This window comes from Enterobacter cloacae complex sp. 277I4 (genome assembly GCF_050031465.1).
In the GTDB taxonomy this organism is placed as follows: Bacteria; Pseudomonadota; Gammaproteobacteria; order Enterobacterales; family Enterobacteriaceae; genus Enterobacter; species Enterobacter cloacae.
Map to the genome: position 1 here is coordinate 4686450 of NZ_JBLGWC010000001.1, position 25524 is coordinate 4711973.

Below are 25524 nucleotides of genomic sequence, written 5' to 3' on the forward strand. Positions count from 1 at the left end.
GGAGTTGCTATGTCTGCCAGACATCCGGTTATTGCCGTTACGGGGTCGAGTGGTGCGGGAACCACTACCACCAGCCTCGCGTTTCGCAAGATTTTCGCCCAGTTGAATCTCCGCGCGGCGGAGGTCGAAGGCGACAGCTTTCACCGCTATACGCGCCCGGAGATGGATATGGCCATCCGCAAAGCGCGTGATTTGGGCAAACACATCAGCTACTTCGGCCCGGAGGCCAATGACTTCGGCCTGCTGGAGCAAACGTTTCAGGAGTACGGCCTAAGCGGCAAAGGCCAGTCCCGCAAATATCTGCACACCTACGACGAAGCCGTTCCCTGGAATCAGGTCCCGGGCACCTTTACCCCCTGGCAGCCGCTGCCGGAACCTACCGACGTGCTGTTTTACGAAGGATTGCACGGCGGCGTGGTGACGCCGCATCATGACGTGGCGCGACATGTGGATCTGCTGGTCGGCGTGGTGCCAATCGTTAACCTGGAGTGGATCCAGAAGCTGACGCGAGACATCAGCGAGCGCGGCCATTCGCGCGAGGCGGTGATGGATTCGGTTGTGCGCTCAATGGAAGATTACATCAATTATCTGACACCACAGTTTTCCCGCACCCACATCAACTTCCAGCGTGTGCCGACGGTGGACACCTCCAACCCGTTCGCGGCCAAAAGTATCCCGTCGCTGGATGAGAGCTTTGTGGTGATCCATTTCCGCAATCTCGACGGCATCGATTACCCCTGGCTGCTGGCGATGCTGCAGGGCTCGTTTATTTCTCACATGAATACGTTAGTGGTGCCCGGCGGAAAAATGGGGCTGGCGATGGAGCTGATCATGACGCCGCTGGTGCAGCGGTTGATGGAAGGGAAGCAGATCGCATAATCATATTCCCTCTCCCGGTGGGAGAGGGTTAGAGTGAGGGCATCAACACGCACGATGCCCCATCAATCACGCCTCGATCACTTCATACGAATGGGTAATTTTTACCGCTTTCTCCAGCATTAACGCCACAGAACAGTATTTCTCCGCAGACAGATCCACCGCGCGTGAGACGGCAGCATCTTTCAGCGCTTTCCCGGTGACAACAAAATGCAGGTTAATGTGCGTGAACAGGCGTGGCGCCTCTTCGCGACGTTCTGACGTGAGCTTGACTTCACAGTCGGTCACATCATGACGGCCCTTTTGCAGAATCGACACCACGTCAATCGCGCTGCATCCCCCTGCCGCCATCAGCACCATCTCCATTGGGCTGGGTGCTTTATCGCCGGAGTTACCGTCCATCAAAATCTGGTGTCCCGACGAGGACTCGCCCAGGAACGTTAAACCTTCTACCCATTTCACGCGCGCTTGCATATTCATTAGCTCCAACGTTGCATTTTTGGTGACAGATTACGCGTGCGTTACATTTCTCGCAATGGAAGGCGACCTGCGTCATGCTGAAGCGAGACACCAGGAGACACGCGGCGAAAGCTATGCTAAAACACTCTGGATGCTACAGTAATACATTGACGTTACACATGTATGCAGAGGACATCAAACTTTACTGGCTGCGAAACGTTACGACAGCCGACTTCCCAGGTATGGGTAAGAATTCGATTGCAACCCCAGAGTCCGGATGCATCTTATGACTCTGGTGACAGCTTATAACAGAGGATAACAGCGCATGGTGCTTGGCAAACCGCAAACAGACCCGACTCTCGAATGGTTCTTGTCTCATTGCCACATTCATAAGTACCCATCGAAGAGCACGCTGATTCACCAGGGTGAAAAAGCGGAAACGTTGTATTACATCGTCAAAGGCTCGGTGGCAGTGCTGATCAAAGATGAAGAAGGGAAAGAGATGATCCTTTCTTATCTGAACCAGGGCGATTTTATCGGTGAACTGGGCCTGTTTGAAGAAGGCCAGGAACGTAGCGCCTGGGTTCGTGCAAAGACAGCATGTGAAGTGGCTGAAATTTCCTACAAGAAATTCCGTCAGTTGATTCAGGTTAACCCTGACATCCTGATGCGTCTTTCTTCGCAGATGGCTCGCCGTCTGCAGGTGACATCAGAGAAAGTGGGTAACCTCGCCTTCCTGGACGTGACCGGCCGTATCGCGCAGACCCTGCTGAACCTGGCGAAACAGCCAGACGCTATGACCCACCCTGACGGCATGCAAATTAAAATTACCCGCCAGGAAATTGGTCAGATCGTCGGTTGCTCCCGTGAAACAGTGGGCCGTATCCTGAAAATGCTGGAAGATCAGAACCTGATCTCCGCCCACGGTAAAACCATCGTGGTTTACGGAACCCGTTAATCCCGATAAAACGGCGTGCCATCGCAAGGTGTCACGCCGTTTTTGTCTCTACTCCCCATGTGGCGCAGGCTGATTTATCACCCGGAAGTTAACTATGCACTGCGACAAACGCTGGTGTTGTGCCTTCCTGTGGCCGTGGGCCTGATCCTTGGGCATCTTCAGCAGGGGCTGCTGTTTTCACTGGTTCCCGCCTGCTGCAACATTGCCGGTCTCGACACCCCGCATAAGCGTTTTTTCAAACGTCTGATTATCGGCGGTTCGCTGTTTGCCGGGTGTAGCCTGGCCGTGCAGCTTTTGCTGGCCCGCGATATTCCGCTGCCGCTGATCCTGAGCGTGCTGGCGATGACGCTGGGGGTGACCGCCGAAATCAGTTCGCTGCACGCGCGTTTACTGCCCGCCTCACTCATCGCGGCCATCTTTACCCTGAGTCTCGCAGGTAATATGCCGGTGTGGGAGCCGCTGCTGATCTACGCCCTCGGTACGCTATGGTATGGCCTGTTTAACTGGTTCTGGTTCTGGCTGTGGCGGGAACAACCGCTGCGTGAATCCCTGAGCCTGCTCTATGTCCAGCTTGCGGAGTACTGCGAAGCCAAATATACGCTGCTGACCCAGCATACCGACCCGGAAAAATCGCTACCGCCGCTGCTGACGCGCCAGCAGAAGGTGGTGGATCTGATAAGCCAGTGCTACCAGCAACTACATATGCTGGCCGCCAACAAGAACCACGAATATAAACGGCTGCTGCGTACCTTCCAGGTGGGGCTGGATCTGCAGGAGCATATCTCCGTGAGCCTGCACCACCCGAAGGAGGTGCAAAAGCTGGTGGAGCGCAGCCATGCCGAAGCGGTGATCCGCTGGAACGCGCAGACCGTGTCCGCACGCCTGCGGGTACTGGCCGACGACATTCTTTATCACCGCTACCCCACCCGCTTTAACATGGACAAGCAGCTCGGCGCACTGGAGAAAATCGCCCGCCAGCACGAGGATAACCCGGTAGGCCAGTTTGCCGCCTGGCACTTCAGCCGTATTGCCCGTGTCCTGCGTACCCAGCGCCCGCTCTATCCCCGCGATCTGATGGCGGATAAGCAAAAGCGCCTGCCGCTACTGCCTGCGCTTAAAAGCTATCTCTCGTTTAAATCTTCCGCCCTGCGCAACGCCGCCCGGATTAGCGTGATGCTGAGCATCGCCAGCCTGATGGGCATGGCGCTGCATCTGCCCAAACCCTACTGGATATTAATGACGGTACTGTTTGTCACCCAGAATGGCTACGGCGCCACGCGGGTGCGTATTCTGCACCGGGCGGGCGGAACCATGGCGGGGTTGATTATCGCGGGCGTAACGCTGCACTTCCACGTGCCGGAAGGCTATACGCTGGCAGGCATGCTATTGATTACCCTGGTGAGCTACCTGATCATCCGCAAAAACTACGGCTGGGCGATGGTGGGCTTTACGGTCACGGCGGTATACACCCTGCAGTTGCTTACGCTCAATGGCGAACAGTTTATTGTCGCCAGGCTTATCGATACCCTGATTGGCTGTCTGATTGCCTTTGGTGGTATGGTCTGGCTGTGGCCACAATGGCAAAGCGGCCTGCTCAGGCAGAACGCCCACGACGCGCTGGAGGCCGACCAGCAGGCTATCCGCCTGATCCTGAGCGACGATCCGCAGCCCTCCCCGCTGGCGTATCAGCGGATGAAGGTCAACCAGGCACATAACGCCCTGTTCAACTCGCTGAATCAGGCGATGCAGGAGCCCGGCTTTAACTCGCACTATCTGGCGGATATGAAGCTCTGGGTGACGCACAGCCAGTTCATCGTCGAACATATCAACGCGATGACCACGCTGGCGCGTGAACATACCATGCTAACGCCAGACCTGGCGCAGCGCTATTTGCAGTCGTGTGAGATTGCCCTGCAGCGGTGTCAGCAGCGTCTGGAGTATGACGCGCCGGGTAAATCGGGGGATTCGAACATTCTGGAAGCGCCGGAAACGCTCACCCACGGGCCAATGAGCACCCTGGAGCAGCATCTGCAGCGCATTCTGGGGCATCTGAACACCATGCACACCATTTCGTCGGTGGCATGGCGTCAGCGTCCGCATCATGGCATCTGGTTAACGCGGCGGTTAAAACGAACCGAGTATTAGCCTTTAACGATCTTCGCGACCGCCGCGGCAAAGCGGGTCAATCCATCTTCAATATCGTTCTCTTCGACCACCAGCGACGGCGCAAAGCGCATCACGTCCGGGCCGGCGTTGAGCACCATCACCCCTTCGTGAGCAGCGGCGTGCAGGAAATCGCGTGCGCGGCCTTTGTACTGCGGCTTCAGCTCAGCGCCAATCAGCAGTCCCATGCCACGGATCTCGCTGAAGACGTCGTACGTTTCGTCGATCTGCTGCAGATGTTTCACGAACAGCTCGCGCTTCGCCTGAACGCCGCTTAATACCTCCGGCGTATTGATGATATCAAACGCCGCACCGGCGATGGCGCAGGCCAGCGGGTTTCCGCCGTAGGTGGAGCCGTGTGAGCCGACGTGGAACGCGGAGGCGATCTCCTGGGTGGTGAGCACCGCGCTGACCGGGAAGCCGCCGCCGAGCGCTTTGGCGCTGGTCAGAATATCCGGCGTCACGCCGTAGTGCATATAGGCGAACAGGGAGCCGGTACGCCCCATCCCGCTCTGGACTTCATCAAACACCAGCAGCGCCTGATGCTGATCGCACAGCGCGCGCAGCCCTTTGAGGAATTCCGGCGTTGCCGCCGTCACGCCGCCTTCACCCTGAATCGGCTCAACCACGACCGCGCAGGTATGGTCATCCATCACCGCTTTCACCGCATGCAGATCGTTAAACGGCACATGAATGATATCGGCGGGTTTCGGACCAAAGCCGTCGGAATACTTCGGCTGGCCGCCAACGGAAACGGTAAACAGTGAACGACCGTGGAAAGCGTTATGGAAAGCGATGATTTTGGTTTTGTATGGGCTGTGGCGTGTGGAAGCGTAGTAGCGCGCCAGCTTGAAGGCGGTTTCGTTGGCTTCGGTCCCGGAGTTCATAAACAGCACGCGCTCGGCGAAAGTCGCGTCAATGATCTTGCGCCCCAGGCGCAACGCCGGTTCGTTGGTAAAGACGTTGCTGGTGTGCCACAGGGTTTCGCCCTGGGTTTTCAGTGCCTCGACCAGTGCAGGATGGCAATGCCCCAGCGCCGTCACCGCAATCCCCCCGGCGAAATCCACGTACTCTTTCCCCTGCTGATCCCAGACGCGGCTGCCTTTTCCCTTTACCGGGATAAACTCGGCCGGTGCATAAATCGGCAGAATGACTTCATCGAATGTCGCGCGGGTAATTGCAGATTGTTCAGTTGCCATGTCATGACCATCCATTTTATGTCACATTGATTGTGAAAATATAATCACAAAATATGCATAAAAAATCACAGCAAGGCAACAGATATTCAGCGATTGAGGAAATTAGCCAGCAGCTGGTGCCCCTGTTCGCTGAGAATACTCTCCGGGTGGAACTGCACCCCTTCGAGATCCCATTCACGATGGCGAATGCCCATGATCTCCTGCGTCTCGCTCCAGGCGGTCACCTCAAAGCAGTCGGGCAGCGTCGGCGGGTCAATCACCAGAGAATGGTAGCGCGTGACGGTTAACGGGTTATTTAACCCGCTAAACACGCCCGTGCCGGTGTGGGTAACCGGGGAGGTTTTACCGTGCATCACCCTGGCAGCACGGACGATGGTGGCGCCAAACACCTGCCCGATGGCCTGATGGCCAAGGCAGACGCCAAGAATCGGCAGCCTGCCGGCGTAGTAGCGGATCACATCCAGAGAGATTCCCGATTCCGATGGGGTACACGGCCCCGGCGAGATAACGATTTTCTTTGGGGCCAGCGCGTCAATCTCGGTCAGGCTAATGTCGTCGTTACGGCGGACAACCACCTCTGCACCCAGTTCACAAAAATACTGGTAAAGGTTCCAGGTGAAGGAATCGTAGTTATCAATCAGCAGAATCATGGCGGCTCCCGAAAAAAATGCCGCCCTATTCTACTCAGATTCCCGCGCTTCGCTCACTACTTTGGCAAAGATAGCGTTCAGGGCGGACAAATCTCCCGTTGCGCCGCTCTGGTTAGCCGCGACCCACTGCTCAGGATCGATATCGCGCCAGTCCAGCAGGTAACCCGCATGGATCGCCAGCTGTTCAAAGAAAACACGCTGCGCAATGCCATTACCGCTGGCAAAAGGATGCAGCATATTGATTTCACAATAGTAATGGCTTATCCGCTCGATAAACTCCTCTTTCTGAAGACCCACCAGGTACCGGTCGCTTTCCAGTGCCGACATCAATTCATTGCCCATCTTCTCAATGTATTCGAAATGGCAAAAAGGAATGTCCCCTTTGAAAATATCGTCCGTACGGTATTCACCTGCCCGTTTCATCTCTCTGCGATACAGATGGCGGTGAATAAGGCACAGATGGGGCAACCCAGGCGCTGAAGGCCCAAGTTCCAGCGTCTCAATCTGGGGATCTGAAGGACCATGACCCTTTTCAAGGAGACAACTGGCCTGAAAATTGACGTTACGCTGCTGCTCCCAGAGACGGGATTTTTGCTTATCGGTGAGTTTTTTCACTTAACGCCTCCCTGAATATGTCCGTTTGCCAAAGTATAAGCAGCAAAACGCGCTTTCGCAGGGAGGGCTAACAACACGGGCGAGACGCGCCCGTGTCAAAGAGGATTACGGCAGTACTTTTGCTGAGAGGATCACGACCGGTTTGGATGGTACATTCTGGTATGGCCCAACGTCGTGGGTCTGTACCTGAGAAATCTTGTCCGCCACGTCCATCCCTTTTACCACTTTACCAAACACCGCATAGCCGAAGTCACGCTGGCCGTGGTCGAGGAAGGCGTTATCCGCCACGTTGATAAAGAACTGGCTGGTAGCGCTGTCTTTATCCGCCGTACGCGCCATGGCGATGGTGCCACGGGTGTTCAGCAGGCCGTTGTCCGCTTCGTTTTTGATCGGTGGATTCGGCTGTTTCTGCTGCATCTGCTCGTTGAAACCGCCGCCTTGCACCATAAAGCCTGGGATCACGCGGTGGAAGGTGGTGTTGTTGTAAAAGCCGCTGTTTACGTAGTCGAGGAAGTTTTTCACAGAAACCGGGGCTTTCTGGCTATTCAGTTCCAGCTCAATATTCCCTGCGGAGGTGGTCAGCAGAACATGAGGGTCCCCTTTTGCTGCCAGCGCAGCCGGGGAAACGGCAGAAAGAGCAAACACAGCTGCGACAGCCGCCAGTGTTGATTTGAGCATGAGAATTCCTTAACAAAGCGCAGTATAAAAAGCGAATGGCTTGATTCTAAAGAGCAGTATGAACGGAGACCAGCCTTTTACCTAATTTTACGAAATTGAAACAGTTGTTACCGCGCAAACGATTGGTTACGACGCAATTTTATGTGATCGCGATCACATAAAAACCTGCAATGAAGCTCATATTTTCTTTAAAAGATATGAATGGATCACTTTCGCGACTAAAATCTGCCCGCTCTCAGCGCCTATCCGGCGCTTTTCTTTTCCTGAACAGGCCAGACATGACTAACAGCAATCGTATCAAGCTCACATGGATCAGCTTCTTCTCCTACGCCCTGACCGGCGCGTTGGTGATCGTCACCGGGATGGTGATGGGAAATATCGCAGACTACTTCCAGCTGCCCGTTTCCAGCATGAGTAACACCTTCACCTTCCTCAACGCGGGGATCCTGATCTCCATTTTCCTGAATGCCTGGCTGATGGAAATTGTTCCGCTGAAAACGCAGCTGCGTTTTGGTTTTGTGCTGATGGTCGCCGCCGTGGCGGGTCTGATGCTGAGCCACAGCATCGCCCTGTTCTCCGCCGCCATGTTCGTGCTCGGTCTGGTCAGCGGGATCACCATGTCGATTGGTACCTTCCTGATTACCCATATGTATGAAGGCCGTCAGCGCGGCGCGCGCCTGCTGTTTACCGACTCCTTCTTCAGCATGGCCGGGATGATTTTCCCGATGGTCGCGGCCGTTCTGCTGGCGCGCAGCATTGAGTGGTACTGGGTCTACGCCTGTATCGGCCTGGTTTACGTGGCCATCTTCATCCTGACCTTCGGCTGCGAATTCCCGGTTCTGGGTAAAAAAGCACAGACCACGGCAGAGCCTGTGGCGAAAGAGAAATGGGGTATCGGCGTACTGTTCCTCTCCATTGCCGCACTGTGCTACATCCTGGGTCAACTGGGCTTTATCTCCTGGGTGCCGGAATACGCCAAAGGTCTGGGCATGAGCCTGAACGACGCGGGTAAACTGGTGAGCGATTTCTGGATGTCTTACATGTTTGGCATGTGGGCGTTTAGCTTCATCCTGCGCTTCTTCGATCTGCAGCGCATCCTGACCGTGCTGGCAGGCCTGGCTACCGTGCTGATGTATCTGTTCATCAACGGTTCCCCGGACCACATGCCGTGGTTCATTCTGACCCTGGGCTTCTTCTCCAGCGCCATTTATACGTCGATCATCACCCTGGGCTCCCTGCAGACCAAAGTGGCCTCGCCGAAGCTGGTGAACTTCGTCCTGACCTGCGGCACCATCGGCACCATGCTGACCTTTGTGGTGACGGGCCCGATCGTCGCCCACAGCGGTCCGCTGGCGGCGCTGCACACCGCTAACGGCCTGTACGCCGTGGTGTTCATCATGTGCTTCATCCTGGGCTTTGTAACCCGCCACCGCCAGCATAACGCTGCAGCGGCGTCGCACTAATCCCTGCGCCCCTCTGCGCTACGCAGAGGGCTGTTTCTGGCAAAACTTATCTCTTCTCCCCCGCTATCCATCTGGATCCAGGTCTGCGCCAGCTGCGTGGTAGCAATAATCCGCCCCTGCCGAATGGACCAGCGCACCGGCACCTGACAGCGTACCGCCTCAAACCCACTCTCTGCAGGCAAAATCACCAGGTTCGCCGGGTTCCCCGTCTCAATACCGTAATCGCTCAGGCCAAAGGTGCGGGCGCTGTTATGGGTGATCAGGTTCAGGCCGCTGTCAATTTGCGGGTAGCCCATCATCTGGCAGACGTGCAGCCCCATATGCAGCACCTGCAGCATATTGCCGGTACCGAGCGGATACCATGGATCAAACACATCATCATGACCAAAGCAGACGTTAATGCCCGCCGCCTGTAGCTCCTTCACGCGGGTAATGCCCCGACGCTTCGGATAGTCGTCAAAACGCCCCTGCAGGTGGATATTCACCAGCGGATTCGCCACAAAGTTAATGCCCGACATCTTCAGCAGGCGGAACAGCCGCGAGGTATACGCGCCGTTGTAGGAATGCATGGCGGTGGTGTGGCTGGCCGTGACCCGCGCGCCAATGCCAGCTTCATAGGCCAGCGTGGCGACCGTCTCCACAAAGCGGGACTGCTCATCGTCGATTTCATCACAATGAATATCCAGCGGACGGTCGTATTTCTTCGCCAGGTCAAAGGCGATATGCAGTGACTGCACGCCGTATTCCCGGGTGAATTCGAAGTGCGGGATGGCACCCACCACATCCGCGCCCAGCGTTAATGCCTCTTCCAGCAGCGCCGCGCCGTTCGGGTAAGAGAGAATGCCTTCCTGCGGGAATGCCACGATTTGCAGCGTCACCCACGGGGCGACCTCCTGTTTAACCTCCAGCATCGCCTTCAGGGCGGTAAGCGTCGGGTCGGAGACATCCACGTGGGTGCGGACAAACTGGATCCCGTTGGCAATTTGCCACTTCAGCGTTTTCCATGCGCGCGCTTTGACATTTTCATGGCTGAGCAGCGCCTTACGCTCCGCCCAGCGTTCAATCCCTTCAAACAGCGTGCCGGACTGGTTCCAGTGTGGCTCGCCCGCCGTCTGCGTGGTATCCAGGTGAATATGTGGCTCAATAAACGGTGGAATGGCAAGTCCGCCGCGGGCATTCAAGACCTCATAGCTTTCGCTGTGGGTCTCGTCCATGGGCGTGATAGCACCAAACCGACCGTTCTCGATGGCGATCTGCCACAGCCCTTCGCGATCCGGTAAACGAACATTCTGCACAAGCCAAAGCGGTGTTGTAGACATACCTTTCCCCTGAAAAACGCGGCTGAAATTAAGGAGTACCTGTTTTTCCAAAAATAGCCACTCTTTTTGTACATAAAATCGACGACAACGAAAAGCCAGCGATTTCCATAACTTAGAAAAATCCTGACAAATCATACATCTACCACCTAGGGAGTAGGCGAAGGCGTATTTGATTTGCATCAATAAGTGCCCCTGCTGAATCGTTAAGGTAGGCAGTAATAGAAAAGAAATCGAGGCAAAAATGAGCAAAGTCAGACTCGCTATCATCGGTAACGGCATGGTCGGCCACCGCTTTATTGAGGATCTTCTCGATAAAGCCAGCGCTGAGCAGTTCGATATTACCGTGTTCTGTGAAGAACCCCGCAAGGCGTACGACCGTGTGCACTTGTCTTCCTACTTCTCCCATCATACCGCCGAAGAGCTCTCTCTGGTGCGTGAAGGTTTCTATGAGAAGCATGGCGTAAAAGTGCTGGTGGGCGAACGCGCTATCACCATCAACCGTCAGGAGAAAGTGATCCACTCCAGCGCTGGCCGTACGGTTTTTTACGACAAGCTGATCATGGCGACTGGCTCATATCCGTGGATCCCACCTATCAAAGGTTCGGAAACACAGGATTGCTTCGTTTACCGTACCATTGAAGATCTCAACGCCATCGAATCCTGCGCACGTCGCAGTAAACGCGGCGCGGTGGTCGGGGGCGGCCTGCTGGGTCTGGAAGCAGCCGGAGCGTTGAAAAACCTCGGCGTTGAAACGCACGTCATCGAATTTGCCCCGATGCTGATGGCCGAACAGCTGGACCACATGGGTGGCGATCAGCTGCGCCGTAAGATTGAAAGCATGGGCGTGAAAGTCCACACCAGCAAAAACACCAAAGAGATTGTGCAGGAAGGCACCGAAGCGCGTAAAACCATGCGCTTTGCCGACGGCAGCGAGCTCGAAGTTGACTTTATCGTCTTCTCCACCGGTATTCGTCCACGCGACAAGCTGGCCACCCAGTGCGGTCTGGCGGTCGCCCAGCGCGGCGGGATCATGGTGAACGATACCTGCCAGACCTCGGACCCGGATATCTATGCTATCGGCGAATGTGCCAGCTGGAATAACCGCGTGTACGGTCTGGTGGCGCCGGGCTACAAAATGGCGCAGGTCGCCGTTGACCATATCCTCGGAAACGAAAACGCCTTCGAAGGCGCGGACTTGAGCGCCAAGCTGAAGCTGCTGGGCGTGGACGTGGGCGGCATCGGCGATGCGCATGGCCGCACGCCGGGCGCGCGCAGCTACGTTTATCTCGACGAGAGCAAAGAGATCTATAAACGCCTGATCGTCAGCCAGGACAACAAAACCCTGCTCGGTGCGGTGCTGGTGGGCGACACCAGCGACTACGGCAACCTGCTGCAACTGGTGCTGAACGCCATCGAACTGCCGGAGAATCCGGACGCGCTGATCCTCCCGGCGCACGCTTCCAGCGGCAAGCCGTCTATCGGCGTCGATAAACTGCCGGACAGCGCGCAGATCTGCTCCTGCTTCGACGTCACCAAAGGCATGTTGATCTCCGCCATCAACAAAGGCTGTCACACCGTTGCGGCGCTGAAAGCGGAAACCAAAGCCGGAACCGGCTGCGGCGGCTGTATCCCTCTGGTCACACAGGTGCTTAACGCCGAACTGGCGAAACAGGGCATCGAAGTGAACAACAACCTGTGCGAGCACTTCACGTACTCTCGCCAGGAGCTGTATCACCTGATCCGCGTGGAAGGCATTAAATCCTTCGACGAACTGCTGGCCAAGCACGGCCAGGGCTATGGCTGCGAAGTGTGTAAACCGACCATCGGCTCCCTGCTGGCCTCTTGCTGGAATGAGTACATCCTCAAACCAGAACATACGCCGCTGCAGGACACCAACGACAACTTCCTGGCAAATATCCAGAAAGACGGGACTTACTCCGTTATCCCACGCTCTGCGGGCGGTGAAATCACCCCGGAAGGGCTGGTGGCCGTGGGCCGTATCGCGCGTGAATTTAACCTCTACACCAAAATCACCGGTTCCCAGCGTATCGGCCTGTTTGGTGCACAGAAAGATGACCTGCCGGAGATCTGGCGTCAGCTGATTGAGGCGGGCTTCGAAACCGGTCACGCGTATGCCAAAGCGCTGCGCATGGCGAAAACCTGCGTAGGCAGCACCTGGTGCCGCTACGGCGTGGGCGACAGCGTGGGCTTCGGCGTCGAGCTGGAAAACCGCTACAAAGGCATCCGTACCCCGCACAAAATGAAGTTCGGCGTCTCCGGCTGTACGCGTGAATGTGCCGAAGCGCAGGGGAAAGACGTGGGGATCATCGCCACCGAGAAAGGCTGGAACCTGTACGTCTGCGGTAACGGCGGGATGAAACCACGCCACGCTGATCTGCTGGCGGCCGATCTTGATCACGACACGCTGATTCAGTATCTCGACCGCTTCATGATGTTCTACATCCGTACCGCCGACAAACTGACCCGTACCGCTTCCTGGCTGGATAATCTGGAGGGTGGCATCGACTACCTGAAGTCGGTCATCATCGACGACAAGCTGGGGCTGAACGAACATCTGGAAGCGGAGATGGCGCGCCTGCGCGCGGCGGTGATTTGCGAGTGGACGGAAACCGTCAACACGCCAGCGGCACAGACACGCTTCAAACACTTCATCAACAGCACCCAGCGCGACCCGAACGTGCAGGTAGTAGCAGAGCGCGAACAGCATCGTCCGGCGACACCTTATGAACGTATTCCGGTGACGCTGGTGGAGGAAAACGCATGAGCCAGTGGGTAAACATCTGCAACATTAACGACATTCTGCCGGCAACCGGCGTCTGTGCGCTGCTGGGAAACGAGCAGGTCGCGATTTTCCGCCCTCGCCACGACGAACAGGTTTTTGCCATCAGCAATATCGACCCGTTTTTTGAGGCCAGCGTCCTCTCCCGCGGGCTGATTGCCGAGCATCAGGGTGAACTATGGGTCGCCAGTCCGCTGAAAAAACAGCGTTTCCGTTTAAGCGACGGACTGTGCATGGAAGATGAAAGCTACTCGGTGAAGCACTACGACGTTCGCGTGAAGGACGGCCAGGTGCAGTTAAAAGCCTAACCCCCCGCCTTTCCTATAGGAAAGGCTTATGACCCCTTATGGGTAACGGCAGGAAAAACCGTATGTTTCCGGCGATTCCTGCTGTTATTCTGACGTCAATTCTTACCCCCTCCATGAATGCTGTGAGGTAATGTCGTGGACCACCTGCCGATTTTCTGTCAATTACGCCATCGCGACTGCCTGCTTGTGGGTGGCGGCGATGTGGCTGAACGCAAAGCCCGCTTGCTGTTAGAGGCAGGTGCCCGTCTTACGGTTAACGCCCTCGCCTTCGCACCACAGTTTGAAGCCTGGGCGAAGGAAGGGATGCTCACGCTGAATCAGGGGGAGTTTAACGAGTCCCTGCTGGATACCTGCTGGCTGACTATTGCCGCGACGGATGACGATGAAGTGAATCAGCGCGTCAGCGATGCCTGCGAAGCGCGCCGTATCTTCTGCAACGTGGTGGATGCGCCGAAAGAAGCCAGCTTTATCATGCCGTCGATAATCGACCGTTCACCGCTGATGATTGCGGTGTCGTCAGGTGGCCGCTCGCCGGTTCTCGCCCGCCTGCTGCGGGAAAAACTGGAAGCACTGCTGCCGCAACATCTTGGGCAAATTGCCCACTATGCAGGGCAACTGCGTTCACGAGTGAAGCAAACCTTCGCGACCGTGGGCGAGCGCCGTCGCTTCTGGGAAAAATTCTTCGTCAATGACCGGCTGGCCCAGTCGCTGGCCAATCAGGATGTGAAGGCGGTTGAAGAGACGACCGAGCAGTTACTCTCTGAACCGCTGGATCATCGTGGCGAGGTGGTTCTGGTAGGCGCAGGCCCCGGCGATGCGGGATTACTGACGCTGAAAGGACTCCAGCAGATCCAGCAGGCCGATACCGTTGTGTATGACCGTCTGGTCTCCGATGAGATCATGAATCTGGTACGTCGCGATGCGGACCGGGTGTTTGTGGGTAAACGTGCGGGTTATCACTGCGTGCCGCAGGAAGAGATTAACCAGATCCTGCTGCGGGAAGCGCAAAAAGGAAAACGTGTGGTGCGCCTGAAGGGCGGGGATCCGTTTATCTTTGGTCGCGGCGGCGAGGAACTGGAAACCCTGTGCAACGCAGGTATTCCATTCTCCGTGGTGCCTGGCATTACGGCGGCATCCGGTTGTTCGGCATACTCCGGCATTCCATTGACCCATCGTGATTACGCGCAGAGCGTGCGTCTGGTAACGGGGCACCTGAAAACCGGCAGCGAACTGGACTGGCACAACCTGGCCGCCGAAAAGCAGACGCTGGTCTTCTATATGGGGCTGAATCAGGCCGCTACGATCCAGGCGAAATTACTGGAACACGGCATGGAAGCGGATATGCCCGTCGCGCTGGTGGAAAACGGCACCTCCATTAAGCAGCGCGTGGTAAATGGCGTGCTGACACAGCTGGGTGAGCTGGCGCAGCAGGTTGAAAGCCCGGCGCTGATAATAGTCGGCCGCGTGGTTGAACTGCGCGATAAACTCAACTGGTTCTCAAATCACTAGCGCATATTCTCCCCTCTTCGAGTAGTCCTTAACCGGACTACTCCCCTGTTACTGCTGTCGATAACATACCTCCCGCGAAATGGAACTTTTCCATTTATTCCCTCGTGTTACATCCAATTTAGTTTTTTTAAGACAAGGAATGCGTATGTTCAAACTGGCTAAAGCTGCCGTTCTGGTAGGCCTGTTATCGACTCTGACGGCCTGCACCGGCCACGTGCAAAACACCAAAAATAACTGCAGCTATGATTACCTGCTGCACCCGGCGATCTCCATTTCGAAGATCATCGGGGGTTGTGGCCCGGCGGCACAGCAGTAAGCTGTTTTACAGGTATAAAAAAACCGGGGATTCCCCGGTTTTTTTGTTTAGAAAAGTGCGGCGTGATGCCCTCACCCTGGCCCTCTCCCACAGGGAGAGGGTACAAACCCTAAAAACGGTAACGCCGTTACCGTTTTGCTTTTACCTACGGCTTCGCAACAAACCCAATCGCTTCGTACACCGCTTTCAGGGTTTCTGACGCGCGCGCGCTGGCTTTTTCAGCGCCCTCTTTCATCACCTTCTGCAGGAAGGCTTCATCGTTACGGTAGCGGTGATAACGCTCCTGCAGCTCGGTCAGCATACCGGAAACGGCATCCGCCACTTCGCCTTTCAGGTGGCCGTACATCTTGCCTTCAAAGTGCTGCTCCAGCTCAGGAATGCTCTGGCCGGTCACACCGGAGAGGATATCCAGCAGGTTGGAGACCCCCGCTTTGTTCTGTACATCGTAGCGCACAACAGGCGGCTCGTCGGAGTCGGTCACGGCACGCTTGAGCTTTTTAACCACCGATTTCGGATCTTCCAGCAGGCCGATAACGTTGTTTCGGTTATCGTCAGACTTGGACATCTTTTTGGTCGGCTCCAGCAGCGACATCACGCGTGCACCGGATTTTGGAATAAATGGCTCTGGCACTTTGAACACTTCGCCATACAGGGCGTTAAAGCGCTGGGCGATATCACGGCTCAGTTCAAGATGTTGCTTCTGGTCTTCACCCACCGGTACCTGGTTAGTCTGATACAGTAGAATGTCAGCCGCCATCAGCACCGGATAGTCAAACAGACCGGCGTTAATGTTCTCGGAATAGCGCGCGGATTTATCCTTGAACTGCGTCATGCGGCTCAGTTCACCAAAGTAGGTGTAGCAGTTCAGCGCCCAGCCAAGCTGTGCATGCTCCGGCACGTGAGACTGAACGAAGATGGTGCTCTTTTCAGGATCGATCCCGCAGGCCAGATAGAGCGCCAGGGTGTCCAGCGTGGCTTTACGCAGCTTCTCAGGATCCTGACGGGCGGTAATAGCATGCAGATCCACAATGCAGTAAATGCAATGGTAGTCATCCTGCATGCTAACCCACTGACGTAACGCACCCATGTAGTTACCAATGGTCAATTCACCTGACGGCTGGGCGCCACTAAAAACGATGGGCTTAGTCATTTTTCAATTCCTGATGTTCACTGTATGAAAGCCCGAGTGCGGGCAACAAATCTTTGAAGCGATCGAACACGACGTCCGGCTCACTCAGGGTAATGGCCTCACCGTAGTTGTAGCCATAAGTTAACCCCACGGAGGGACAACCCGCCGCTCTGGCAGCCAGAATATCATTGCGTGAATCACCGACAAAGAGCAGCTCAGCAGGTGTTAAGGATAATTTTCCTGCCACCAGCAACAGCGGTTCCGGGTGCGGCTTTTTATTCTGTACGTCATCACCGCCCACAATCACGGTGAAGTATTTCGCGATATCCAGCGCGTCCAGCAATGGCGCAACAAACGGCGTCGGCTTGTTGGTAACCAGCCCCAGCGGAATGCCTTTCGCATGCAGCGCGCTCAGCGTTTCCTTCACGTCCGGGAACAGGAAGCTGCCTTCTTCAACGGTTTCTGCGTAGAAACGGTCAAACAGTTTGCGCAGAATTCGCAGCTGTTCTTCCTGGGGGATATCCGCGTGATCAACGCTCGGTTTGCCCTGTGCGGAACGTTGTGACGCACGCTCCTGCCGAGCCCACGTCAGGGCGCGCTCCATCAGGACATCTGCGCCATTACCAATCCACGTCACAACGCGATCTTCGCCCGCGACGGGCAGTTCAAGGGCATACAGCGCCTGGTCGACGGCGCTCGTTAAGCCCGGCGCGCTGTCAACCAGCGTGCCATCGAGGTCAAATGCAATACCCCGGGTTGCCTGCAATTTATCCATGACTTACCTTCGCCAGCTCGCGGCGCATTTCATCTATAACTTTTTTGTAATCCGGTTGGTCGAAAATTGCCGAACCTGCAACGAACATATCCGCGCCCGCAGCCGCAATTTCACCAATGTTATTCACCTTCACGCCACCATCCACTTCCAGACGGATGTCATAGCCGGACTCATCAATACGACGGCGCACTTCACGCAGTTTATCAAGCGTGTGAGGAATGAATGACTGCCCGCCAAAGCCCGGGTTAACGGACATCAGCAAGATAACGTCCAGCTTATCCATCACATAGTCGAGATAGCTCAGCGGCGTTGCCGGGTTAAAGACCAGGCCCGCTTTACAGCCGTTTTCTTTAATCAGCTGCAGCGTGCGGTCAACGTGTTCAGACGCTTCCGGGTGGAAAGTAATGATACTGGCGCCCGCCGCGGCAAAATCAGGCACGATGCGATCAACCGGTTTCACCATCAGATGGACGTCAATGGGCGCGGTAATACCGTAGTTACGCAGCGCCTTGAGCACCATGGGGCCAATGGTCAGATTAGGAACGTAGTGGTTATCCATAACGTCGAAATGGACGACATCCGCACCCGCGGCGAGCGCGTTAGCAGTGTCCTCACCCAGGCGGGCAAAATCGGCCGACAGAATTGAGGGAGCAATCAAAAACTGTTTCATCCGCATCTCCTTGAAATGTGTTTACCGGCGGGCAAAACGGCTCAGGGGCGATAAAGAGCCAGGAGTTCGTCCACCTTTTTACGTGTGCCGCCGTTGCTGCTAATGCTACGCCGCACTTTGACCTGAAAATGCTTCGCGGCTTTGTACCATTCGCGCGTATCAGGGGTATCGTGATTCGAAATTAACACCGGAATTCTTTTGCTGACCAGCTTTTCCGCCATCTCCGCCAGACGGGCCTGCTCGGCCGGACTGAAGCTGTTGGTGTGATAGGCGGTAAAATTCGCCGTCGCAGACAGCGGGGCGTAAGGCGGATCGCAGTAAACCACCGAGTCTACGCCCGCCAGTTCCATACACTCTTCATATGAGAGGCAGTGGAATTCTGCATTCTGCGCTTTTTCAGCAAAGTGATACAGCTCATCCTGCGGGAAGTAAGGGCGCTTATAGCGGCCAAACGGCACGTTGAATTCCCCACGCAGATTATACCGGCACAGGCCGTTGTAACCATGGCGGTTGAGATAGAGGAACAACAGCGCCCGACGGAACGGATCCTGGCTCTGGTTAAACTCAGTGCGCAGCTGGTAGTAAACATCCGGGTGATTGTTCTCGGGCGTAAACAGCTTGCGCGCCTCTTCCACATACTCATCGGTACGCAGTTTGACGATGTTATAGAGGCTGATGAGATCGCTGTTGATATCCGCCAGGATATAACGAGAAAAATCGGTGTTCAGGAACACCGATCCTGCGCCCACAAAGGGCTCGATAAGACACTCGCCTTTAGGCAGGTGCTTTTTGATATCATCAAGCAGGGGGTATTTCCCCCCTGCCCATTTCAGAAAAGCGCGATTTTTTTTCATGCTGACTAACTGATTACACCTTCTCCGGCTGTGGAGAAAGCTCCGACAGCATCCTGCGCTTTAAACATTACTTAAGATCGGCCTGAACCTGATGAATGGGCTTCGCCCACGGGTTTTTCGCCTGAACGTCTGCTGGCAGTGTCGCCACGGCACGTTTCGCTTCATCTTTAGAAGCATACACACCGCTCACCAGCACATACCACGGCTGCCCGTTACGGGTCGTCTGATAAACCACGTAGTTTTTCAGATTCGATTTCTTCGCCCAACCGTTGAGGTTGTCATAGTTGGACGAACTGCTCAGCTGCAGCGTGTAGTTACTGGATGGCGCAGATTTCAGTGAACCGACGTTACCCGTCGTTTTACCGGTTGTGCCAGCCGATGCAGTGGCGGTTGCAGTTGGAGCCGTTGTCGCCGCAGGTGCAGTGGTGGTCGCCGTGGCTTTCGGTGCAGTCTGCGTCACTGGCGCTTTTGCAGGCTCGCTTGCCGCAGCGGTTTCAGTCCGTTTCGGCTGCACCGGGGTTGCTTTGACTTCTGGTGCTTTTACCACAGCCTGAGGTTTGGTTTCACGCTTAGGTTCAATGACCGCCTGCTTACGTTCCTGACGTGGTGCAGTCTGAGTCTGACGCGGCTTGCTTTCCGTTGCTGCGGTTTGTGGCTGAGCGTTGCCACCGCGAACAGGCGCAACGGTTGCAGGTTCAGTTGGCAGCGTAGAGTTCACCACGACGTTATCCACCTGCTGCTGGTTTTGCGGCTGCATCAGCGCGTTGTTCAGATCGCCCTGAACTTCTACACGCTGCTGGCCTTCTGGCGTGGCAGGTGCCTGATTCTGAGCGGGGGTAGAAGAGACTGGCGGCAGGGAAACATCCTGCGGCGTCGTTGTGTTACTGGCGGTCTGCTCTGCGGAGGTGGTCCCCGGCGCTGGCTGTGCACCATTTGCCTGATCTGCCGCATCGTTACCGGAGAGGTTGATGCTCTTCTCAGTGGAAGCCGTTTGCTCGCCAGAATTCGTGGAAGGCGCTTTCAGCGCGGAGCCAATGCCGACAATCAGCAGCACAAGCACCAGAACGCCCAGTCCCATCATGATGTACTGGCGGGAGGCCGGTTTCTGCGCGGCCGCTTTTTTACGTTTACGCGGGCGACGCTCTACTGGCTCTTCGTCCATTGAATCTTCTTCGGACTCATAATCCTCTTCTTCTCGCTCATCACGCGCATTGCGGCTACGTGAAGGGCGACGATCGTCTGCATCCAGATCAACATCGTCAAAGTTGATCTGCGGCTCGTTATCACGTTCTGAAGATTGACGAGAACGACCAGTACGACGATCGCTGGGATCGGGTTTCAGCTCGTCTTCTGGTTTGAATTCATCCATTTAACACCCCACTCAAAGGCTTATGCCTACGACTTTGCATTTCGCCTGAAGCTAAACGACCACCGGTAACAGTGGCCTGACCTTTCTAGTTGTTACGCCTGCTGACAATCAGCGATAGCGCCAAGAACGACATCGTGCGGCACTCCGCCGCGCACTTCACTCTTCCCTATTGCAAGCGGGAGTACAAGACGCATCTCACCTGCCAATACTTTTTTATCGCGCATCATGTGGGGTAAATACGCTTGCGCCGACATCTCCTGCGGCCCGGTTACCGGCAAGCCAGCACGTTCCAGCAGTGCGATGATACGTGCCGTCTCTTCCGGTTTGAACTGACCCAGACGTTCGGAGGTACGGGCAGCCATCACCATGCCAGCAGCGACAGCTTCACCGTGGAGCCAGTTTCCGTAACCCATTTCGGCTTCAATCGCGTGGCCAAACGTATGCCCAAGATTCAGTAAAGCACGTAAGCCCGTTTCACGCTCGTCTGCTGCAACAACTTCTGCTTTCAGCTCACAACAACGGCGAATGCAGTATGCCAGTTTAGCCTCATCCAGGCGCAGCAGCGCATCCATATTCTCTTCCAGCCAGTTAAAGAACTCGCCGTCGAGAATAATGCCGTATTTGATCACTTCAGCCAGGCCAGAGGCCAGTTCGCGTGCTGGCAGGGTTTTCAGACAGTCGAGATCCACCACCACCGAAGCAGGCTGGTAGAACGCGCCAATCATGTTTTTGCCGAGCGGATGGTTGACCGCGGTTTTGCCGCCAACGGAAGAGTCGACCTGAGACAGTAAGGTGGTCGGAATCTGAATAAAACGGACACCACGTTGATAGCTTGCTGCCGCAAAGCCCGTCAGATCGCCCACAACACCGCCGCCGAGAGCAAGCAGTGTCGTATCGCGACCATGGGGTTTTTGCAGCAATGCGGTAAAGACGGTATCCAGTACCGTCAGGCTTTTATACTGCTCGCCATCGGGCAGAATTACACTGTCGACCTTCACGCCCGCCTGCTCAAGCAGGTGGCGAACGCGGTCAAGATAAAGCGGAGCCAGCGTCTCATTGGTGACCAGCATCGCCTGATCACCCGCTTTCAGTGGTAAAAAGGAAGCTGGGTCGTTAAACAAACCAGCCGCGATGGTGATAGGGTAACTACGTTCCCCGAGAGTAACTGTAATCCTCTCCATGACGCGACATCCACCTTTAATGCTTTTACCCGCAGGCGAGTGTATATAAAGCCAGAATCAGTTGCTTTCCAGCATATGAATAATCTGGTTTGCAACCACTTTAGCGCTCTGATCATCAGTACGAATGGTCACATCAGCAATCTCTTCGTACAGAGGATTGCGTTCATCGGCCAACGCTTCCAGAACTTCGCGTGGTGGCGTTTCAACCTGCAGCAGCGGGCGCTTTTTATCGCGCTGCGTACGTGCCAGCTGTTTTTCAATGGTCGTCTCAAGATAGACCACTACGCCACGGGCGGAGAGACGGTTGCGGGTTTCGCGAGATTTTACAGAACCGCCGCCGGTCGCCAGCACGATGCCCTGTTTTTCCGTGAGTTCGTTGATCACTTTTTCTTCTCGGTCACGGAAACCTTCTTCGCCTTCTACATCGAAGACCCAGCCCACATCAGCTCCGGTTCGTTTCTCAATCTCTTGATCAGAATCGTAAAATTCCATATTGAGTTGTTGAGCTAACTGACGCCCAATAGTGCTTTTGCCGGCACCCATAGGCCCAACCAGAAAGATATTGCGTTTCTCTGCCATTTTTTCGGTACTACTAAGACTATTCGTTAATGGTAATCCCCGCTTCGCAGACACCCGGCGTAGCAGGACATGAACTGAAACCTCATATGCAATAGAGCGAGAGTCAGACTAAAAATTATCTCAATACTCCGGCTTGTTTGGCAACTGATTAAATCACCGCACCAGACGCATAAGACAACAAGACGTCAGTCCAACTCAAATCGGTACTCCTTGTATGCTAATTCATGCCCCACGTCAAACATCTGCAACAAACTGAATGCAAAATCATTGCGGGGATCGTTACCCGTCAGTGAATAGCCACCAGACGTGGTGTTATAAACACCACTAATTCACGCCGTTCGTTGTCTTTACCGTCATGACGAAAAAGCTGCCCAAGCCAGGGGATTTTACTGAGCCCGGGTACGCTATCACTTCCGGTTTTATTCTTTTGCGAGAAAATACCGCCCAGCGCCAGCGTTTCTCCACTTTTTACCTCCACCTGAGTCTCTATTTCTTGTTTGTCGATAGCCAGCGTTTCGCCATCAACCTGTTGCAACACCTGCCCCGGCATATTTTCACTGATATGTAATTTCAGGCGCACGCGCCCGCCCGGTAGCACCACTGGGGTGACCTCCATACCTAATACCGCCTCTTTGAACTCCACAGAGGTAGCCCCACTCTCCCCGCTGGAGACCTGGTATGGGATCTCACTGCCCTGTTTGATACTGGCTGGCTGCATATGTGAGGCCAGCAGTCGTGGGCTGGCGATGATATCGACCTGCTGTTTTTGCTCCAGTGCTGACAGCTCCAGATCCAGCAGCCTGCCGTTAATACGCCCGATGTTAAACCCCACATGGCTGGTGGCGCTGGCCACGGACAAATCACTGCCAAGGGTTGTCATTTGCCCAACCTTGCCCGCTTCAGTGGCCTCGGCAAGATTCCATTTCACCCCCAGCTCCCGCAGACTTTTTTCGTTGATGGTGACGATATGCGCCGCCAGTTCGACCTGCTCGACGGGAATATCCATCTGTGTTGCCCAGCGCTGTAGCGTTTCCAGTACGGCTTTATTATCCCTGACCAGCAGCCGGTTGGTGCGTTTATCAAGAGAAAGACTGCCCTTCGGACTGAGCAGTTTTTCCGCTGCGTTTTGCAGCTCCCCGGCATCAGCGTATGAAAACGAAATGCTTTGCGAGAGCAGCGGAGCCTCAAGCTGCCTGCGGGCCCGGTCCTGTGCTTTACGCTCCTGCTGTTCGCGCTGCCAGGCCGCCGTATGGACATAGAAAATGCCGCCCTCCTCGCGCAGAACCAGCCCTGCGCTGGCGATCACCGTCTGTAATGCCTGTCGCCACGGAACATGCGTCAGACTGAGCGATAATGTGCCGCTTACGTCGGGTGACACCACCAGATTACGATTCTCCTGCGCCACCAGCGCCTGCAGGACCTGAACCACAGGAACGTCATCCACCACCAGCGTGACCGGCTTCGGTGCGGCGGCCAGCGGAGTGACGATCGTCAGTAACAGCAGCGTTATCCTTAAATTCATATTTTTTCGTTCCTTCTCGTTGCCATGTCCATTGCGCTGGCTCACAGGTTTCACCCAGGTTTATGACGAGTTGCGTCTCATTCATTGCGCTGACCCGCCAGCCCGCCGGTAAACGTTCCTCTAAGTGCAGGCGATACCAGCGCTGTTTCCCGTCCTGCAACAGGGCAACCCCGCCGACCATGCCGCGATAGTGCCACTGCGTCAGCTCGCCAACGGCACAGGGATCGTCAGGCGGACGAAACGGATCGCGCATCCCGGTGAGTAACAGCACTGAGCAAACCAGCAGGTAGCGCAGGCTATTTCGCATGGTCTAGCTCCAGTTGCACTCGCAGACGTAACGCCGCGCCCTGAGGCGCAAGCGTAAAGGCGGCAATCCGGACATCTTGCTGCGCCAGCCGGGCGAAAGCCGTCAGGATTGCTGGCCACTCGGCATCCAGCGCCAGCTCTCCACCGCCCGGAAGGGGTTTCCAGTGCACCAGCGTTGCGCCATCAGCCTGAAAATCCAGCGGGGAAAAGCGCACCACCGGGCGTGCGTCAGGCTCAGGTGTCCGGCGCGGCGCGTTGCTGGCGACAGGCCAGAGCGTCGCATGGCGCTGTACGGCGTCGGCCATTTGCTTCTGAAGCGCAGCAAGCTGTGAATTAAGCGGCCTCAGGAACAGGCCCCATGCGGTTCCCCACAACAAGGCAACGCCCAGCCCACCGCACAGGAGCCGGTACCGGCGACGGCTCTCACACCAGCGTTCAAATATTCTGTTCACACGTTACCCCTGGCCTGTGAGCTGAAAAGTGAACATCCAGCGCCCGTGATTATCCTGCCGTATCTCCCCTGCTGACCCTGGGGTAAAACCCGCTATTTGTCGCAGAGCATCACCCATTGCCGACAGGGCGGGCAGTGCTGAGGCATAGCCGTTAATCATCAAAGAGGGCGGTTGGTAACGAAGCTCAGTGAACCATGCCTGCGCCGGAATGGCATCGGAGAGTGACGCCAGCACCGGGTGCCATGCCATACGCTGTGGCTGGCGCGAGGGAGCGGGTGTGGCAAGAGGTAGACGAGAAGACAACGCGCGCTGCACGGTCTGCATGCCCGCCAGTTCAGCCTGCAGGGCGTGCAGTTTCAGGTGGGCGTGCATGCTCAGACTGAAGACCGTTGCCAGCGTCAGAATACAGGTGGTCGCAGACAGCCCTCCCCAGAACCGCACGCGGCGCGCGCGTCGTTGCTGTCGCCACGGAAGAAGATTGGTCATGCTCATTCAGGCACCTCGCTCATGGCCAGCGCCAGCGCGACGGCATAATCGGCACCGCACTCCGGCAGCGGGGGCTGACAGCGAGAGAGGAGCTCCCACGGGTCGCGCTGGCTATCAAACAGCGCGATATCGTCCGGCGCGAGAGCCAGCAGTGCCGCCAGTTCAGCCACGCTTTTGGCCTCGGTAGCGAAGCGGCGCCCCCACTGGTGGCGCATTGCCCACAACCACTGATGTTCGTCTCGCCACGCGACACACTGCGCCGGTACCACCGCAGGAAGAAAATTTGCCAGCGCGCTGGCATCCGGGGTAATCGTCACCAGCCGTAAATGCAGCGTTTTCGCGAGCGTCAGTAGTGTTTCAACCTCTTTGTTTTGCGCAGCGGTGACATGAAATGTGTTGCTGAACGTGTCCTGTGCGTAATCGAAGCACAGCGCATCAGGGGACATCTCCAGCTCATGCGAGAGCGCAGCCCCTAGCCAGGAGAGCTGTTCGCTGTCGCGCAGGGCGATAGCCGGGCGGGGCAACGATCTTTGCAGGGTACGCGCCGCCGGAAATGAGAGAAACACCCGGTGCTGATGCGGCAACGTACGTCGCCAGCCGCGTAATGCGTCAAACAATTGTTCTGGCTGACAAATTTTCCCGTCGAGGATGATGCCTTCCGTCAGCGGTATCGCCCACCAGCGGCGCAGACACCAGTTGAGACGCTCACGAACCAGCGCGACAATCAGCACCCTATCTTGTTGAATATGAACGCCCGTTTGCCATGTTTTGAAAGCCATGCTTCACGATCTCCTTATCGCCCGTCACCGTGACGGCTATATCAATGAATCAGGCTTGCCTTTATACTACCGCGCGATTGTTTAGAAACTGCCCAAGTGAAACCAGATG

The 25524-nt window shown here is 55.9% G+C and carries 26 protein-coding genes; 8 read left to right on the forward strand and 18 right to left on the reverse strand.

Translation table 11 applies throughout. The features are described 5' to 3' along the window. Window positions 1–9 precede the first annotated feature (9 nt). Window positions 10–879: a phosphoribulokinase gene (locus ACQG19_RS22895; RefSeq protein WP_013099054.1), complete on the forward strand. Its 870-nt coding sequence runs from the start codon at window positions 10–12 to the stop codon at window positions 877–879. 66 nt (window positions 880–945) lie between these two features. On the opposite strand, the gene ACQG19_RS22900 is transcribed toward ACQG19_RS22895, so the two are convergent. Continuing rightward, a complete protein-coding gene (locus ACQG19_RS22900; protein WP_028027906.1) occupies window positions 946–1350 on the reverse strand; it encodes an OsmC family protein in 405 nt (134 codons plus the stop codon). Window positions 1351–1660: 310 nt separating this feature from the next. On the opposite strand from ACQG19_RS22900, the gene crp reads away from it, so the two are divergent. Together crp and ACQG19_RS22910 are read left to right on the forward strand one after the other, a co-directional pair. Then, a complete protein-coding gene (gene crp / locus ACQG19_RS22905; protein WP_000242758.1) occupies window positions 1661–2293 on the forward strand; it encodes a cAMP-activated global transcriptional regulator CRP in 633 nt (210 codons plus the stop codon). 57 nt (window positions 2294–2350) lie between these two features. Continuing rightward, a complete protein-coding gene (locus ACQG19_RS22910; protein WP_246932343.1) occupies window positions 2351–4438 on the forward strand; it encodes a YccS/YhfK family putative transporter in 2088 nt (695 codons plus the stop codon). Here the strand turns inward: ACQG19_RS22910 and argD are convergent. The 4 genes from argD to ppiA form a co-directional block, all read right to left on the reverse strand. Continuing rightward, on the reverse strand, window positions 4435–5655 hold the full coding sequence (argD, locus tag ACQG19_RS22915) for a bifunctional acetylornithine/succinyldiaminopimelate transaminase (RefSeq protein ID WP_014833535.1): 1221 nt from the start codon (window positions 5653–5655) through the stop codon (window positions 4435–4437). The two genes, ACQG19_RS22910 and argD, sit on opposite strands and share 4 nt — an antisense overlap. A gap of 86 nt (window positions 5656–5741) precedes the next feature. Next, on the reverse strand, window positions 5742–6305 hold the full coding sequence (gene pabA / locus ACQG19_RS22920; protein ID WP_038981460.1) for an aminodeoxychorismate synthase component 2: 564 nt from the start codon (window positions 6303–6305) through the stop codon (window positions 5742–5744). A 30-nt stretch (window positions 6306–6335) separates the two neighbouring features. Next, complete coding sequence (locus tag ACQG19_RS22925; RefSeq protein WP_013099060.1) at window positions 6336–6920, reverse strand: putative adenosine monophosphate-protein transferase Fic; 585 nt, start codon at window positions 6918–6920, stop codon at window positions 6336–6338. A gap of 105 nt (window positions 6921–7025) precedes the next feature. Then, entirely contained in the window at window positions 7026–7598 is a 573-nt protein-coding gene (gene ppiA, locus ACQG19_RS22930; RefSeq protein WP_013099061.1) for a peptidylprolyl isomerase A, read from the reverse strand. A 278-nt stretch (window positions 7599–7876) separates the two neighbouring features. Between ppiA and tsgA the strand changes: the two genes are divergently transcribed. Beyond that, the gene (tsgA, locus tag ACQG19_RS22935; protein WP_013099062.1) at window positions 7877–9061 is read left to right on the forward strand and encodes an MFS transporter TsgA; all 1185 of its coding nucleotides are present in this window, start codon (window positions 7877–7879) and stop codon (window positions 9059–9061) included. Here the strand turns inward: tsgA and ACQG19_RS22940 are convergent. Continuing rightward, entirely contained in the window at window positions 9058–10380 is a 1323-nt protein-coding gene (locus ACQG19_RS22940; protein WP_246932338.1) for a cytosine deaminase, read from the reverse strand. The two genes, tsgA and ACQG19_RS22940, sit on opposite strands and share 4 nt — an antisense overlap. A gap of 241 nt (window positions 10381–10621) precedes the next feature. Here ACQG19_RS22940 and nirB point away from each other — a divergent pair, with 241 nt between their 5' ends. From nirB to ACQG19_RS22960, 4 genes are all read left to right on the forward strand, one after another. Beyond that, window positions 10622–13165: a nitrite reductase large subunit NirB gene (gene nirB, locus ACQG19_RS22945; RefSeq protein ID WP_102752325.1), complete on the forward strand. Its 2544-nt coding sequence runs from the start codon at window positions 10622–10624 to the stop codon at window positions 13163–13165. Continuing rightward, complete coding sequence (nirD, locus tag ACQG19_RS22950; RefSeq protein ID WP_013099065.1) at window positions 13162–13488, forward strand: nitrite reductase small subunit NirD; 327 nt, start codon at window positions 13162–13164, stop codon at window positions 13486–13488. Before nirB ends, nirD begins: the two co-directional genes overlap by 4 nt. Window positions 13489–13623: 135 nt before the next feature. Next, window positions 13624–14997, forward strand: a complete 1374-nt coding sequence (gene cysG / locus ACQG19_RS22955; RefSeq protein ID WP_013099066.1) for a siroheme synthase CysG — start codon at window positions 13624–13626, stop codon at window positions 14995–14997. Between the two features lie 145 nt (window positions 14998–15142). After that, on the forward strand, window positions 15143–15313 hold the full coding sequence (locus ACQG19_RS22960; protein WP_008503029.1) for a YhfL family protein: 171 nt from the start codon (window positions 15143–15145) through the stop codon (window positions 15311–15313). Window positions 15314–15458: 145 nt separating this feature from the next. On the opposite strand, the gene trpS is transcribed toward ACQG19_RS22960, so the two are convergent. The 12 genes from trpS to ACQG19_RS23020 form a co-directional block, all read right to left on the reverse strand. Further along, window positions 15459–16463, reverse strand: a complete 1005-nt coding sequence (gene trpS / locus ACQG19_RS22965) for a tryptophan--tRNA ligase (protein WP_020687783.1) — start codon at window positions 16461–16463, stop codon at window positions 15459–15461. Further along, window positions 16456–17217: a phosphoglycolate phosphatase gene (gph, locus tag ACQG19_RS22970; RefSeq protein ID WP_029882160.1), complete on the reverse strand. Its 762-nt coding sequence runs from the start codon at window positions 17215–17217 to the stop codon at window positions 16456–16458. Before gph ends, trpS begins: the two co-directional genes overlap by 8 nt. Continuing rightward, the gene (gene rpe / locus ACQG19_RS22975; protein ID WP_008503032.1) at window positions 17210–17887 is read right to left on the reverse strand and encodes a ribulose-phosphate 3-epimerase; all 678 of its coding nucleotides are present in this window, start codon (window positions 17885–17887) and stop codon (window positions 17210–17212) included. Before rpe ends, gph begins: the two co-directional genes overlap by 8 nt. A gap of 41 nt (window positions 17888–17928) precedes the next feature. Next, complete coding sequence (gene dam, locus ACQG19_RS22980; protein WP_013099069.1) at window positions 17929–18741, reverse strand: adenine-specific DNA-methyltransferase; 813 nt, start codon at window positions 18739–18741, stop codon at window positions 17929–17931. A gap of 67 nt (window positions 18742–18808) precedes the next feature. After that, window positions 18809–20110: a cell division protein DamX gene (damX, locus tag ACQG19_RS22985; RefSeq protein WP_058684106.1), complete on the reverse strand. Its 1302-nt coding sequence runs from the start codon at window positions 20108–20110 to the stop codon at window positions 18809–18811. 92 nt (window positions 20111–20202) lie between these two features. After that, window positions 20203–21291 (reverse strand): 3-dehydroquinate synthase, encoded by a 1089-nt coding sequence (gene aroB / locus ACQG19_RS22990; RefSeq protein WP_029882162.1) that lies wholly within the window; start codon window positions 21289–21291, stop codon window positions 20203–20205. Window positions 21292–21348: 57 nt separating this feature from the next. Further along, window positions 21349–21870, reverse strand: a complete 522-nt coding sequence (aroK, locus tag ACQG19_RS22995) for a shikimate kinase AroK (RefSeq protein WP_003861630.1) — start codon at window positions 21868–21870, stop codon at window positions 21349–21351. Window positions 21871–22156: 286 nt separating this feature from the next. After that, complete coding sequence (gene hofQ / locus ACQG19_RS23000; protein WP_246932336.1) at window positions 22157–23392, reverse strand: DNA uptake porin HofQ; 1236 nt, start codon at window positions 23390–23392, stop codon at window positions 22157–22159. Further along, window positions 23307–23699: a HofP DNA utilization family protein gene (locus ACQG19_RS23005; protein ID WP_246932334.1), complete on the reverse strand. Its 393-nt coding sequence runs from the start codon at window positions 23697–23699 to the stop codon at window positions 23307–23309. The genes hofQ and ACQG19_RS23005 overlap by 86 nt, the downstream gene beginning before the upstream one ends. After that, a complete protein-coding gene (locus ACQG19_RS23010) occupies window positions 23689–24150 on the reverse strand; it encodes a HofO (protein ID WP_114519300.1) in 462 nt (153 codons plus the stop codon). Before ACQG19_RS23010 ends, ACQG19_RS23005 begins: the two co-directional genes overlap by 11 nt. Window positions 24151–24153: 3 nt before the next feature. Further along, a complete protein-coding gene (locus ACQG19_RS23015; RefSeq protein WP_222169124.1) occupies window positions 24154–24642 on the reverse strand; it encodes a PilN domain-containing protein in 489 nt (162 codons plus the stop codon). Next, the gene (locus tag ACQG19_RS23020) at window positions 24639–25415 is read right to left on the reverse strand and encodes a DNA utilization protein HofM (protein WP_246932332.1); all 777 of its coding nucleotides are present in this window, start codon (window positions 25413–25415) and stop codon (window positions 24639–24641) included. Before ACQG19_RS23020 ends, ACQG19_RS23015 begins: the two co-directional genes overlap by 4 nt. Window positions 25416–25524 lie beyond the last annotated feature (109 nt).